At 35.8% G+C, this 15,569-nt stretch carries 10 protein-coding genes; 3 read left to right on the top strand and 7 right to left on the bottom strand.

The features are described from left to right. Positions 1 to 88 precede the first annotated feature (88 nt). Positions 89 to 661: a TetR/AcrR family transcriptional regulator gene (locus Gferi_RS21675; protein WP_069980229.1), complete on the top strand. Its 573-nt coding sequence runs from the start codon at positions 89 to 91 to the stop codon at positions 659 to 661. A 203-nt stretch (positions 662 to 864) separates the two neighbouring features. Here Gferi_RS21675 and Gferi_RS21670 read toward each other — a convergent pair whose 3' ends face one another. Further along, entirely contained in the window at positions 865 to 1,161 is a 297-nt protein-coding gene (locus Gferi_RS21670) for a diguanylate cyclase (RefSeq protein WP_236932769.1), read from the bottom strand. Positions 1,162 to 1,294: 133 nt separating this feature from the next. On the opposite strand from Gferi_RS21670, the gene Gferi_RS21665 reads away from it, so the two are divergent. Then, entirely contained in the window at positions 1,295 to 1,540 is a 246-nt protein-coding gene (locus Gferi_RS21665; protein ID WP_069980227.1) for a helix-turn-helix domain-containing protein, read from the top strand. A 218-nt stretch (positions 1,541 to 1,758) separates the two neighbouring features. On the opposite strand, the gene Gferi_RS21660 is transcribed toward Gferi_RS21665, so the two are convergent. Both Gferi_RS21660 and Gferi_RS21655 read right to left on the bottom strand, forming a co-directional pair. Continuing rightward, complete coding sequence (locus Gferi_RS21660) at positions 1,759 to 2,070, bottom strand: nucleoside triphosphate pyrophosphohydrolase (protein WP_069980225.1); 312 nt, start codon at positions 2,068 to 2,070, stop codon at positions 1,759 to 1,761. 119 nt (positions 2,071 to 2,189) lie between these two features. Further along, positions 2,190 to 4,151 (bottom strand): hypothetical protein, encoded by a 1,962-nt coding sequence (locus tag Gferi_RS21655; protein WP_069980223.1) that lies wholly within the window; start codon positions 4,149 to 4,151, stop codon positions 2,190 to 2,192. Positions 4,152 to 4,856: 705 nt separating this feature from the next. Between Gferi_RS21655 and Gferi_RS21650 the strand changes: the two genes are divergently transcribed. Then, positions 4,857 to 5,285, top strand: a complete 429-nt coding sequence (locus Gferi_RS21650; protein ID WP_069980221.1) for a very short patch repair endonuclease — start codon at positions 4,857 to 4,859, stop codon at positions 5,283 to 5,285. 358 nt (positions 5,286 to 5,643) lie between these two features. On the opposite strand, the gene Gferi_RS21645 is transcribed toward Gferi_RS21650, so the two are convergent. The 4 genes from Gferi_RS21645 to Gferi_RS21630 are packed head-to-tail and all read right to left on the bottom strand — an operon-like array spanning position 5,644 to position 15,528. Next, positions 5,644 to 6,729 carry a PD-(D/E)XK nuclease family protein gene (locus Gferi_RS21645; protein WP_069980219.1) on the bottom strand — a complete coding sequence of 362 codons (1,086 nt, stop codon included), beginning with the start codon at positions 6,727 to 6,729 and terminating at the stop codon, positions 5,644 to 5,646. Positions 6,730 to 6,731: 2 nt separating this feature from the next. Continuing rightward, positions 6,732 to 12,497 carry a DEAD/DEAH box helicase gene (locus tag Gferi_RS21640; protein WP_069980217.1) on the bottom strand — a complete coding sequence of 1,922 codons (5,766 nt, stop codon included), beginning with the start codon at positions 12,495 to 12,497 and terminating at the stop codon, positions 6,732 to 6,734. Beyond that, a complete protein-coding gene (locus tag Gferi_RS21635) occupies positions 12,494 to 13,453 on the bottom strand; it encodes a hypothetical protein (RefSeq protein WP_156782461.1) in 960 nt (319 codons plus the stop codon). Before Gferi_RS21635 ends, Gferi_RS21640 begins: the two co-directional genes overlap by 4 nt. A gap of 38 nt (positions 13,454 to 13,491) precedes the next feature. Continuing rightward, positions 13,492 to 15,528 carry a hypothetical protein gene (locus Gferi_RS21630; protein WP_069980214.1) on the bottom strand — a complete coding sequence of 679 codons (2,037 nt, stop codon included), beginning with the start codon at positions 15,526 to 15,528 and terminating at the stop codon, positions 13,492 to 13,494. Positions 15,529 to 15,569 lie beyond the last annotated feature (41 nt).

The following is a 15,569-nucleotide window of genomic DNA, read 5'->3' as shown; positions in this document are numbered from 1 at the left end:
ATTATAATTTAGGTAAAGAAATACAGTCAATCATTCTGGCACAAAAGCTACAGATTGGAAAATATGTGACGATGTAGGAGGAGTATTCATGTCAGATAAAAATAAAGGAAACCCTAAATCTAATCAGTCAAAATTGTGGATGGAGGATGCTCTGTTAAAACTGATGCATACAGAAAATTATCAAGAAATTACGATACAGGAGATTACAGATCATGCCGGACTTTCCAGACGGACTTTTTACCGGAACTATTCCTCAAAGGATGAAATTTTGGAAGGCTATTTTTATAAAATCTGGCTGGAATATAGATCACTTATCTCACAACAAACAAACTTATCCTTGTCTAATATTGCTAAAGTCTTTTTTACACAGATGCAAAAACATAAAGACTTTTTATCACTCGTCAATCGTCATCAATTGCTTCCGCTTTTTCTTGCAAAGGTTGATGAGCTTTTACCTCCGGCTTTTGATGAAGTAAAAGGGAAAGCAACACCCTTTTCAAAGGAAAGCATTCAATATGCTTTAGCATTTAGTACCGGCGGATTTATGCGTATCCTTATCTGGTGGCTGAACGACAGTGTGCAGAAATCGCCGGAAGAAATGGGGACAATCGTAGAAGATTTTATTTCAATTTGTAATTATCCGAATTCCACGAAAAAGTGATTTTCTATATTTTTAAAACCCACTTGATAACACGTGGAACCGACTAATTAAGATTATAAATTAGACTTGTGCAGTAAAATCCTATACTTCCTCATAACGTCGTATTAGAGATTGTGAACAATCCACAATAACCTTTGCTTTCATCAAGAAACAAAGGGCTTGTTCAAGCTTTTGATTTCAACTCCACTTCCAAAGCCAAATACCTATAAATCATATCTTTCATCACTGGTTCGTAATTTCTTATGCTGCTTTTCCTCATACAAATGGCGGTCCGCTTTTTGGAATGCTGTTTGTAAATCTGCCAAATCATCAAAGGCAGCTGCACCCATACTGACATGGATTTCATCATCCCTTACATCATGAAGCAGGATCACAAACTCATCTCCACCATACCGGAAAGCAATGTCTTTTGCCCGTATGGATTCTTCAATGGAATCGGCCACGATCTTGATCATCCTGTCTCCTACAGTATGTCCAGCCCTGTCATTTGCTTCTTTCAAGTTATCGATATCAACGATTACCAAAGTATTTAATCGGTAACTTGATTCTTCCCATTTGTTCTTTATTAGAACATGATTTTACAATAAATGTCATATGATAAAAATGTTCTAATAAAACACAAAGGTGATTGGTATGAAAATCATAATAGATAGTAAAAATAAGAATATGATTGGCCCACAGGTCAAAAAAGCAAGAGTTAAAAACAGCCTCACACAAGAGCAGCTTTCAGTAAGACTTGAAACCATGGCCATATATATAGATAGGGCGAGTATTTCTAAACTAGAGCAGCAAAAAAGAATCGTTACAGATTATGAGTTGATAGCTTTAAGTAAAATACTGAAAGTCAGCGTATCTTGGCTCCTTGGTATAGAAGAATAGTTTGATATAATGTTCTTTATTAGAACATTATATCATGAAACCATTTATTTTCAATAGTTTTCATGCGTATATTTTGAATAATAAATAAAAAAATCCTGATATATTCACATATATCAGGATTTTTATCAATTAATACCACATAAGTTTTGAGTCATGCAAAAATTCTTACTACAGCATAAAAAGCATTCATGTTAAATAGTTTTGTTTTTACTCTCTCTTTACTTTAAAACCTCAAGAAGCATTATTCTCTTTTCAAAGCCACCTCTTTCAGTTCGTTTTCGCTCCTGAATCATACTTACCTGTTCATTCGTAACACCCTTAGCAGCAAGAATCGCATCGATCACCTCTAAAATATCTGCGATCTCTTCGATACTGTCACTTTCAGTAAACTCTTGTACTTCTTCATGTAGCTTTACAATAAGTGCTTTGTAATACTCATCCTTCTCCAGGACGGCCGTAACCGTCCTTTTTCCTTCTGCTTCTATTATATCTGGTATTTTATCTCTGACTAATTTGTTGTAGATAGGCATATCACAATCCCTCCTTCTACCTTTTATGAATAAATTTCTTTATCAATGTCATCATAGTCCTTGGTTTGGCTTTAAAGCTATCTAATTTGAATTCTTTGTAACTTTGATTTTTAAAAACTTTAATAGGAAAACCCCTCCTCATCGTCTCTATGTATTCTACAAAACGAAAAAGGCTTTACAATTCTAAAGGCAATACCATCTTCAAGAATCTGGAATACTGGATTTTCCGTACTTTTCAAGCACTCAACCTGATTAAGCAAATAATTCCAAAGATCTTCTCCATTATTTATAGGTAGATCAGTTTTATAATAGCATTCTTTTAAAGCATTATAATTCCAGCACAAGGCTCTTTTATTAATTATTACATTTTTTAATGTAAGAAAATCAACTATTGGGTAATGCACACCAAAATGCTCGTTCTTTAACTCTTTATATCCATTAAAAAAATGATGATTTACCAGAATAAACGCTGCGATCTTCTTGCTTTTAATTTCGAATTTCAGAACATCTTCAATATACTTTCTTCGTTCCTCATCATTAAGTATAATATTAATTCTTTCATTTAATTGAGATTGTGCACTTAGCATTGTATCTCTCAAATAGTTATAACTTTCAACTACAGAATCAGGTTTGATGGTAGCCTTAGCTTCAAATAAAAACACATAATCATCTAAGCAAAATACTCCATCAATTTCTGGTATGTTTTGTTTTCTATTCCTTTGAACTCTTCCAAATTTAGTATTCTGATTTCTAAAGAACCCCTCAATACTATCCTCAAATACTAGTCCTTTTTTTTCATTCTCTTTAAAAATAACCGTTACTTCGTTTGATAGTATCTTATCTACTACTTTTTCTCTTGATAAATACTGGATATGTGAAGGTATGATGTAAAATATCGGACCCTTTTTTAGTAAAGGTTTGCAATGGATAAGATAGTATTTATCTCTGTTAATATCAAAATCATAAGACAGTAAGTCTAATAATGGAAGCATTTCATTATTATTAATCCCAATGACCCTTAACAGTTGTTTTTTTCCATATTGTTTTATTAAAGAATGGTTATTCGTAAAATCCTTTTCATCATTCCTTCCCCTTTCTTTTTCTGTAAAAGCATAAAGTTTCTCATATATAGTTATCAGGTCATTTATTAAATATTCTTTTCCGTTATATTGGAAAGCTGTATCAGTATCTCTATAAACTGGATACAAATGTTTATAACTTTGATAAAATGTCTCCTTTGCACTATAGTAATATATTTTTGAAAAATCAAATTTTGCAATTTCGTTATCACCATATATTTCTAAAAGCTCTACGTTCTTCATCAATTGAACTGCCTCATGAGAACCTATATCAAATTGTAATTGATAATTATAGTTCAGATCTCTATATCTTTCTAAATCAGTCCAATATTCAAGACCGTGATAGATTATCCATATTTTCCCGTTGAATGTAGGTACATTAAGCCTGACTAACATTGCATCTAAAAATTGCGCAATCGATTTTTGATGTCCACTCACTCCATACATTTCATTGCAAGATTTATTTATTCTAGAAGCTACATTTTGTGAGAATGGAATATTAAGTTCACAGATCATTTTTATAACAACATCAAAACTGTCACAGATATGATCCTTTTGTGAACTTCCCGTTTCCCAGCTCGTTACAGGCATATTAAGGAATAGTTCCCCGTTCCTTCTAAAGTTTTCATTTAGAAACTCAAAAAACAGTAGTAAATCCTCTGCGTATAATTTTCCTCTTGAATTTTTAATTATTTTTCTTTGTATATTTTGATATAATTCATATCTTCGCCTACAATGCTTTATAAATTCAAAATCCATAAAAATCCTTTTTTTATCATCGTTATTTATAAATGTCAAATTTTTAAATAAGTCATCTATAATATCAATATCAAGGTTTAATACGGCCCTGCTTCTTAAGAATACCTCATGGAAATTTAGACCCTCATCTTTATATCCATTAGTTAGAATCTCTAATATTTTTTCTTTGTTTATTTCATAATCTTTCGGTTTACCAAGCTTTTTCAAAAACTTTTTAACAAGCTCTTGCTCAATAGCTATCATCTAATCATCTCCTTTTGTTCTAACATTAGAGAGGCATGACAAGTTGATATTGTAATTTCTTTTTTCATCTCCAGTATATACCATATTCAATTTCTAACAAACTTCAGTAGAATCAGATATATAAGCTTTACTATTTAAAATTAGGATGTAATTATCTATATCCCAATTATGGGCATTTCTGGTTTTATCCCTATTATCCTCTTCCATATTTTATTTTTCCTCGTTAACTTATCAAACATAGCTCTAAGGTTTTCTACTTCCATTATAAAGCTTTAATCTCTATGTTTACTTCATAACTTTTCACAAAAGACCGTCTAGTATAGATTCGTATATTAATACATAGCATAATACCACACTTTTTTCTTGTATTACTTATATAATCTTTCCTTGCATTTTTTGCTGAATTTCGCCTGGTATATTTATAACACAAGCTATGAACATCACTATATTTTTTAATATTCTTGACACGCAATAGTCCCTAAAAACATTTCACTATTATATTTTAATATCGGAAATGATAATACAGTGTCAAATCCTGTCGTTAATAACAAAAAAATACCCAAGGTATATACTCTTTATGTTCACTACATTTTTAGTAGAATATTATTAAAATTAAAGGGCAAAGTTTAAAATACGTATAAAATAATAAATCGAAATACCATCTAATTTAAAACGCAAATTAAAATAAAGAAAGGAGGCATTCTTTTGGCAGATGTATTTACAAAAGAAAAAAGAAGTGAAGTAATGTCAAAAATCCGCAGTAAAGATACTAAAATAGAAGTCTTAGTCAGAAAATGGCTTTTTGCCCACGGATTCAGATTCCGCAAAAACGATAATAGATATCCGGGTAAACCCGATATTGTATTACCGAAATACAAAACGGTCATCTTTGTCCACGGATGTTTTTGGCATGGACATGAAAACTGTAAAGTAGCTAATATACCCAAAACAAGGACAGATTTCTGGCTTTCTAAAATAAACAGGAACAAGGAAAAGGATGTGCTTAATACCGAAGCTTTGAGAAAAGAAGGCTGGAATGTAATTATTATATGGGAATGCGAGTTGAAAAAGAATCCGGAACAAAGACTTGCCAATTTAAGAGAAGAATTATTCCGTATTGAAAAAAACTTTTAATACCAAAAGACCTCCCTTACTTACAGATCCTTTGTATCTAGCTCATTAATGCAGAACCCATATGGTAAAAATCAAGAAGTGCCTCTATGGTATCCGCTATCCTCCCTTGCTGATACAAAACATCAAATCCTTCTTAATTTATAGAATTAAGACAAGGGTCAACATAAATTGACTCCTTAGCCTTCAGTGGCAGTCTTCACCTACAGCTCCCATGACATATCCTGTAAGGCATAATTCCTTTGTTTTAATATTACTCTTATTTTTTATCTAAGTTTTACAGAATAATCGAAAACCCTCCAGCGATTATTTAAATTACAGGAGGATTTTCGATTTATATTCGATACTTTTTTATGGGATTTCACTTGCAACTTTTATAACATGTAGTTAAAATGCCCTGTTTAAAATATCCCGGCACAGGAGTTCTTTCCAGGTTATATAGGTAAATCTCTCTTATATCATCTTTCAGAATCCCATGCCTGTCCATAGATAATCCACTCACCACAACATCCCCTTCTTGCCTACCCAATACTAATAACAATGTTCCATTTCCTAATATTCTCTTTTCTTTTACTATGCCATGGCAATCAGCCGGCCATTTATCCGAGTCCTGTTTATGTTCCCAATACATGGCACACCCTGGCCAATAGTAACAGTATTTGCAATTCTGTGGGGATGGATATGCTATTTCGTCAATATAATTGATACCTGAAATTTTTTGTTTAATCGCTTCTAGTCTTATTACTGCATCATTTAATAATTCCATACATTCGTCCCTGTGGAATGGAATGTCATGTTCTTTCTGGCTTAGTTCTACGATTGTCAAGCAGGTAGGCCACTTTCCCCTATTCATATAATACATGGCTGCATAAAGTTTTAATTGTTTCTGATATTCAAACTTTATTACTTTTCCTTCCTGATTTTTATCAAAAACCTTTCCTGTCTTGTAATCTATAAGCTGAATATCATTTCCCAATTGTTTAATAGCATCAATTTTTCCTCCTACTTTTCCGTCCGGAGTCTCCAGCCAAATTTCAGCTTCATACTTCTGTCCCTTTCCACTTGCTTTTTCTGTATTAGTGAAAAAATTTTGTGCAAGTAGAATGCATTTTTGTTTTTTTACCTCATAGTTCCAGGCATTTCTTGCAAGTGGTACAAGATGCTTTTCCATCCAATTCTCATGCATCTCTAATTCGAATTTTTTTATCCCATCTTTCCAGATTTCATCAATATCCTGATGGTTTCGTATTCTTCCCTTTATAGTTAGTTCCAAAATTCTATGGGCAATAATACCAACTCTGACAGTAGGGATAACTGGCAACAATTCATTGATATGATTTGCTGCCCATGCTTCCCTCAGAATACAAGGATCTACTGCGAAGTACTTACTGGGTGATATTCTTTTTAGCGGCTTTATTGGCATGTCAGGTATCACATGTGGGTTCAAGGCTACCACCTCGTTTGGGAGATATGGCACCATCCCGGTCTTCTAAGCAGGTTAAAAGTATCCATATATCTTGGTTCGGTACCTGCCACCAGCTCAGCCTCTGCCACAGCTCTTGCTAGAATGCCTTGTGGTTTTTTTGTATCCCAAAGCGGATGTACAATAATAAAGCACTGGTTTCCAGCCTTAAATCCTGGCAAACCTGCCCATGTACTCGGAGAATAGTTAATAAAATATGAAATGAAATTATCCCTCAGTTTCGTAGCTGTCTCAAGCCAATTCTCCAATTCAGGCTGTTCAAAGTTTCCATCTAATCCAACCAAATAATTCGAATCCAACAAGATGCGTAAATACGCTAATGCCAACCGCCAATCCAGTAATCCATGGTAAGGCATATTTCGATAAACCTTAAGGCAATGGTAGCAGGCAGAATCACATTCATTTCGATGTTGAGGCGTTAGAATGGAACCTGCGAAACTATCCTTATCCGGTCTCGCATTACAGATTTCACGCAAAATCTTCTCATAATTATTATAAAAATATCTGACAAACCCTGAACCGTTTAAAAGTCTGTCACACATAACAATATCTGCAACACTTGACTCGTCCAAATCACTTTTTACTGAATAGTTTGCAATTTCTATTTCATCCGGATCAATATCCAACTCAACAGCCAATACGCTTCTTAGTAAAAATGCTGCAGAATAAACCGCCCCTTTTGCTGCGCTTCCTTGTTTTCTCGGGTCAATATTCAATCCTAATGGTACTGTGGTTGGACAGATTCTCAAAATTTCTGTTGTTTTTCCTGCCGCCAAAGCTATATCTTCATTTGCAACTCTACCACGCTCTGCAGATATCCACTGGTTCTTTAGTCTTGGTTTATCCGTTTCCATAATAGCACCCTGGAACAGTCTTCCTGCATTATCATTGATGCGCCAGGCATGGCCTTCAGGCGATAATGAAATACTGCTATTAATTCCATTCTTAGGCTTTGGATGCATTTGATTTGTTTCAGCAAGAAGGGATGGTACTCCAACAAAAACATCCGTATCTTCTTTTGCGTCCTCTCCATGGGACAAATCGGTCCTAAACGCTTGAGGTATGGCGATCTGGAACTGGACAAACCCTTTTCCATCTTCAGGATAACCACAATAGGAACAGAAATTATCATCCGACTTTTCATCACTGGTTTTAACATTGTTACATATTCTGCAACGCTGCATCCATTTCTTTGAAAGAGGATTACCCGGTGCTGGCTCCCAGCTATTTCCCCTGTTCAGTAGAGGTGTAGTGAACCCTATGGCCGTGTGAATTGCTTTGTCTTTTGTCTTTTGTGCACCAGGAGCAAATTCGGTTATCGCTAATTCCAGGTCCCGGTCAATAGTCTTAACAGCATTCCTACTGACATGATGGTATAGCAACCTTGTTCTGGATGGCATTCCATACATTGGCAAAATGGCAGCCTCAGCAAGCCTTTCGGCTAAACCTTCTCCTGTAAGTTCTGGATTTATAACTGCTTTATCTATTTGTAATGGAAGTTCATGAGAAGCCCATTCTAACAGTTGCTGGTCATCTTTATTAGTAACAGCAGATATTATCTCCTTTTCTTCATCCTTATGTGTATTCAGCCAAGAAATAACCTTATCTTTGTTTTCCTTCCATCCAGGCTTATCTCCATCACTGACCACTAATCCAAATTCTCCATGACTGTCTGGCGGGGTTGGACTATGCCACCATCTTATTCCAGCAGCCTTGAAGGCTCTACGTAGACACTCCTTGGCTATAAGTCGTTTTGTAATTCTTTCCTGATCCATAGTAATAAACGGGACTGGTGGTGGATCCCCAGTTATTTTCCCTGGATTGGCAAAATAGTATTCGTCGTGGCTGCGCCCCCTGCATAATGTCAATACATATGCAAATGCCTGATTCCTTCTTCCTGCACGTCCAACACGCTGTTGGTAGTTAAATCTCATTGGAGGCATATTGGCAAGCATTGTAGCTTGAAGCCCACCGATGTCAACACCTACTTCCATTGTAGTTGTAACATTTAAGACGTCAATTTCATCGACTAGAGGATCATATTGTCTTTGTTGACTGTCTAGATCGATGATCATTCCCCTAAAATGTCGCTGTCTTTCCGCTTGATCATCAGATTGGGCTGTAAGCTCTTCACAATGTAAACGGATTGGTGTACGTTTGTCAAGAACTGGCTTAGCAATATAGCTTTCTTTCCAAACCTCTCCACAGATAGTTTCTGGATCTGGATCAAGCACTGCATTACAATTTGTACAGATGCCTGCAGACAAATGAAGATGTTGCCTTCTACAAGCAGGGCATATCCAAACTGGATCATTATATGTTGATACTTTAACATTAAGTAATCTTATATTTACTTTTGCATTTGTATGTCCACCTGAACGCAACGCATCAAAAACTAGATTTCCAAGCTTTTCTTCATCCAATGAGTATTTTTCAGCAATTTTGCACAAGTATTTTTTAAATGTTGCACTTAAAGACTCATAATCTGGATAGTCCATGGGATCGTCATAGTCTGGGTTGTAAGGAATACATCGATATTTGTCTCCCAATATTCTAACAAAAGAGTCGCATATTTGTTCAAATACATCTTCCGGTACACCAGCATCTGATGCATACTTTGACAACATGGAATCTTCCAAAGATATCTTTGGCCATCCCAGTCCCGAAGATTCCAATCCAAAGTATAACCTACCGAAAAATAGTTCTCCTATTGCTATTAATAATTTGTCATGAATTCTATCTTTTCCACCTTGAGCTGTCTGGGGTAGATTTGGCTTCCAATTAAAATTTTGTAGATCAAATAATTCTGTCCAATGATGCCACTGATTATCCCATTTAAACCACTGCAGTTTTAGCTCATTTCCTGAAGGATTTACTCCTAGTTCCAATAATCTTTTAATAAGTATTCCACATGACGAAATATCATTGGCAGGAGGAAGTATCAACGAAACTGGTATTATTCGTTTTTTGCCTATTTTTTCTATTTTTATTATTTCTTCTTTAGCTGCTTGGGCAGCATCCTCTAATAGTTTTCGATGTCTTGGACTAGTTTCCGGGAGAATATTTGTATTTACATCTTCTATAAGTTCTCGTAATTCTGTATCCATTTCGGGATTTCTTTTTAGGTATTCTAGTGCTAATTCCCTATATGAAACACGATTATCGATTATATCTTCTAATAACTGAGGTTGTCCAAATGCTTGTATTTGAAGCTCGTCTACCACTACTTCCCTTACTAGATCAGAATAATGGGATCTTTCAACGCCATTGGAAATCTGGGCAGCATCTTCCCGGCTATCAGAAAACACCACCAGCTTTCTTTGAGAAGACTCAGATAGTTGATAAAACAATTCTTTAGTAAAAATTTGGCTAAGCCTAGAAAAACCAGTTCGGAACCCCCTTATGGGTGACTTCCTTTTTCTTTTTGTATGATTAGCGCCACATGACGGACATAAACAAGGTAACGCACTATGAAATTCTTCTGTGCCCTTTTCCTCGATACAAAAAACATATCCGTTTACCCATTGTTCTTTATTTTCTTCATTTCCAATAATTTTACCATACTTAACACGTCCAGTCCTATTGTTAAGACTTGCTTCAGCCCATAACGCTTCAGAGCTATGCCGTTTTCCTTTATTACTGGACATACCAATCTTAGGTTGTTTCCAACTTACTGATTCGCTATTTAATTCTTGTTTTTCAGTAACAGGCCAAAACACAGCGTAATCTTTATATGTTCTTCGTTCAACAAACCGGGCCGGACTTTTGTCTGGTATTCCTTCAATTTCCGGATCTGTTGTAAGCATTTCGATTTCTCCATGATCAAGTTGGAGCCTGCTTCCTCCATATAATACTGTACCACAATGCTCGCAATATAGTAATTCCAGTACACGACAATCTTCTTCACATATGATTCGGGAAAATGGATACAATTTTCCAACAGTACGTCCATCACCTGTTCCTTTCATGGTCTTTGTGGAAGCCCACAGTCCCTCTATATTTCTGAAAAAGTAATGAAACCGGAATGATGGCAACTGATTTTTAATGGATTTTTCCTCAAATATACCACGGATTATCATCAGTCCTTGAACCGCTTTATGCAAATCTTTTGCATTGATATCTCCAAAAATTCCTTTACCAAAATCGTATATGGATACTGCCTTGGACACATTCTCAACTTCACATGCTTGTACCATACGTTTACCAAGGCACATTTCATCGGATTCCAATGTTTGTATCAATTCCTCATATATATTTCCTCCAGTATATGGAGACCCTAACTGCTTTAAGAATTCAACCATCACATCCTCATTTATACTTTCTGAATGCTCCGCCACCATTTTAAAAGGTTTGGAAGGAAGATAGCCATCACTAACAATCTCATTAACGGGGGCTGGATGACCTTCAATGATATTAAAACCAGTACATCCAAAGAAATCTTGTAAAAATTTATGGCTATCTTCATTGTCAGATTGCAATGAAGCACTGGAAGCCAATATTCTGAGCTGGGGATGGTTTGGATGAAGGCCAAGCCGAAGCAGCAATAATCTCAATAAGCTTGCAACTTCAGCTCCTGCAGTTCCTCTGTATAGATGCAGTTCGTCCACAATCAGGTGGAATACACGGTCTTTCTTCGCATTTTCCCTCTCCCTTTCCGGTAAATCCTCACATGTAAGCCACGCCCTTGTTCTTTCAAAAATATTTTCATCCGCATCCCTCATCATCATTATGCTGAGCATCGAGAAGTTGGTTATCAATATATCCGGTGGTGAATCCTGCATATCCCACCTGCATCTCATTTCTGCTCCATCCATTTTAGGAAAGAAGTGTATTATTTCGGATTTTTCAGGATCGTCCTTACTTTGGTCGTCGGCATATTTCCTGGCTCTTTCTGCAGTTTCATCCATTTCATTTATCTTTTTAATGAGTTCATTAATTTTTTCAGTATTCGGATTTCCATTAGGTCTCAGTTCATGACCAGGTACAGGTGTCGCACTGTTATACCGTCCGAGGTAAATCCTATTACCATTTAAGTTATTACTCATCCAAAGCCTTGCATTTTCAGAGTCCAGGGCCTTCCTTAGCCTGGTCATTTGGTCCTCTACCAGAGCATTCATGGGATATAGTATTAATGCCCTCACTGCTGATACCCTTTCTTCATGTTCCCTTTGCGGAATACGATAAGACCTTTTCAGATTTTTACTAGGTGGTTTACAGAGATTCATCCAATCCTTGCTTTTCCACCAATCGTTAAGATGGGGGTTAGGAGAGCCAGATTCCGGCCATGCATCCAATTCTTTAATAATTTGGGCAAATAAGGGCAATAGGAAGGATTCTGTCTTACCAGATCCAGTACCCGATGTAATTACACAGTTTTTTCCCTCCAAAGCACATTTGAGCATGTCTGCTTGATGTTTATAAAGAGGATGTTCACCAAATAATCCGCATTTCACCAATTCCTTGAAAAGAACTCTTTCCTTTCCGTCAAGTCCCGGTAATTCATCAGCTGTCAAATCATCTATGGTCTTTCCACTACTTTTATATCTTGGTAACGGTTCAATCCAAGGATCTTGATATAAAGCCTTTTCCTTATTTGATAATTCTCCGTGTCCTTCACTTAATAGTTTTTCCCTTTCTTCCTCAATGCTTGGGAAACGCGTACCGAATGCAGTTTTCACATAAAGAATCACATTATCCCTTATACTATCAAAAGTCTTAATAGGATCATTCATGCCATTTCACCCTTTCCTCCACAATGTAGCCTGGTTTGTATCAATTTTTGCCCCACTTTATTTGCGATAATTTTTACAATAGTTAAATCAACTCCAATGTATATATCCATCTGTAATTTATCAGGCAATTCACCGATTTGCTGATTAAGCTTTATTTTTTCCGGAGCCATACCTGAACACAGCGTTGCAGCTCTAGCCAATAATTTGGGCAATGAAATATATGTTGGCACACCAAGTATTTGGTTTATTTCATCATATAGTAATATGCTTTTCTCCATTCTATTTAAGATGTAGTATCTTCCCCAGTCCCTATCAACCTGTGTTATCCCATCCTCTGTGGCAAGCATATATTTTTTTTGATGGGATATAGGATTTGTATACTCATCAAGATATGGTACTTCAAAGTTATTAGTATTTTTCCTAAAGAATAAATTTTCTGGATCAAATGTCCTTCTTGGCCAATTAACATTGAAAGATGGCAAATAGTCGAACTTCAACTGAAATTCTTCCATATTTCCAGATTCATACGCTATTATCCAAGCTGTGGGTGTTTCTGTATTCATTCCGATTGCCAACCGATCAGCCAGTTTATTCAATATACTTCCATAAAGAGTTTCAAAAATAATTACATCTGGTAATTCCATTTCACCCCTTTCTTGTTTCAATATGCTAACCGTTAACTCATCCTTAAACTCATCTTTTAGTCTTTGAATCTTGTCTATTAAAATTTTATCACGCCCTCCAGCAAGCACTGCCCTCATGCAGCCTCTCCCTGGAAGTAATACTATCATTGGTTTACATATGAAGACTTTTCTATTTTCAAAATCAAATTCACAATGTCCCAAGCTATCTAGATAATACAGCATTTGAAGATATGCAGTTTTTATCTTCCCTTCGTCTTCATAGAATTCAGGATATAAGCTGTAAAATATACCCTTGTAGTCTTCAATCGTCATTTCACCTCTTGTTGACATGATTTCTAACAGTAAGGATCTCAAACTGATTTCGCCCCCCTTTTATATTCCATCCAGAGTTGTCTAATTCTCTTTATATTTGAAGGCTCAACATACATGTTAATAAAAACTTTCTTCCACTTTTTCCATTTTGGATTTGTCCTGTTTTGTTCACTTATACTGCATTGTTCAATATCCTTGCCAACAAAAAATGCTTTCCATTTGTCACGGCCTACCTTATAAACCGCCCAAACAGCCTCCCAATCATTTGGCAGCCTATCTTTGGGCCATTCGGCAATCTGCCCGGCATGCCTTCCCAAGAAGATGATTGTGTGGGAAAGATATGTTGGTAATTGTCCCACAAATAGTTTCTCGATTTTGGGTGAAATGTTCCTGATATTCACGCCAGAAATTGAAAATTCATTATCCGTCATATATTTATTATTAATGATACCAAACTTGTCTCTATATGGTGCCATGAATTGATGATGGATACGGGGTTCTTCCAGTATTATTGTACGTGTCGCAATACACATGTTTTCTGCAATTAGTTCAATCTTAAAAGTATTATCTGCTTCAAAAGTGTTCGTAATAAGGTACAAGTTCTCTTCATTTCTTTCAATTATGGTTCCATTGATTCTAATTATTTCATTACCTACGGCACCATCAATGCATATTTTAGGAGCTGCAAACCTGAAATAGCGGTTCCCACGCCCTGATTTAATTCCATCCTTTAGGCCTAGCGTACAACCTGACGAAAACTTTAATTCTTCAAAATCAGGATGGGATTTGAGTATTTCCCTTGCTTTTAAAATAATCCATCCATTTGGCAACCCCGAAACCGATAATACTTTATAATCTGCACAGGATTTTTTAGCCCATGCAAGAATTCTAGAATCACAAGTCTCATGATAAAGGATTAAATATTCTTTATTCGGCTCTACCTTGTTCGCTTCAATCCATCCATTGATCCTTTCCAACGCTCCCGACTCGAATACACGTACTAATGATGGTTTTAACTTCAATTTCCATCTAAATTCCATATCAATAAACTCTTCTCCACCTTTCCAATCAAGAATACTTGCATCATCAGACTTTTTCCCAAAACTCCCCATAATTGGCCTGCTCCATGACCGTGATGATTCTTTACATGTCCACATAACACCATTTCTCTTGCTAACAAATTGCAATTCTTCTTCAGGAAATTCATACTTTGCTTTAAATCTTGCAGTGAACTTTATAATCATGGCTAAATTATCTATTTCAATACATAACCGTAGAAAATTATTGATCCAGCTTTCTCTATCACTATTGAACTTTTCTCCATCATCACATGATAATCCGTTCCATTCCTTAAGCTCTTCCTGAATGAAATCAAGTAAAGCATTTCTTAGATGTTTATGTTCTTTTTTGTTGCTTTCGATAAGCTTCTTGGTTCTATTCTTGAAAATATTTGATTTGCATATGGCATTTGACAAGATAATACTTGATGGGGGTGATGATGAATCGAAAGCATATTCTGCAAAAAATACCGATAATTTTACCCGTTCTTCAGATGTCAGCAATGTTTGTGAAAGCGGAAGCCCCACATGGCACCAACGTCCAAGTGGTTTTATTGTAAACCGTCCTAATTCTTCTTTTTTGATCTTCATACTCCACTCTTGCAAGTCATACCATAGCTTTTCAATAAGGTGAAATCTAGATGGAGCATTTTTTCGTTCAAAATCGCCAAGACGTGTGTTTAATTTAGGATAATATGCAATTTCTGAAAAATCTCCTTCCGTGTCGACTGCCAGGACAAAAAAAGCAAGATATGCTAAATATAGAGGATATTTATCTCTACAATAGTCCCTTACACTTCGTTCTAATGCATGGTTTGCTTTTAAGCAAAGTTCTTTTTCATAGGCCCAACTTGGCCCGGATTTAACAGCTTCAATAAAGTCTTCTACATCAGCCCTATGTCCTTTTCCAAGTTCATTGATTAATTCATCAGTAACATACAGTACTACCTCTCGCCCAGCATTGGAGTTATTAAAAAAATGTTGTGCAATTAACTCATTCCACTCAATATAATCCATACTACATCCCCCAGAAATTTCAACGTTTTTATATACTTCTA

Origin of the sequence: Geosporobacter ferrireducens, assembly GCF_001750685.1 — a bacterium.
GTDB classification, from domain to species: Bacteria; Bacillota; Clostridia; order Peptostreptococcales; family Thermotaleaceae; genus Geosporobacter; species Geosporobacter ferrireducens.
Note: the sequence above shows the minus strand (reverse complement) of the source record. Positions and strands in the feature narration are given on the sequence as shown.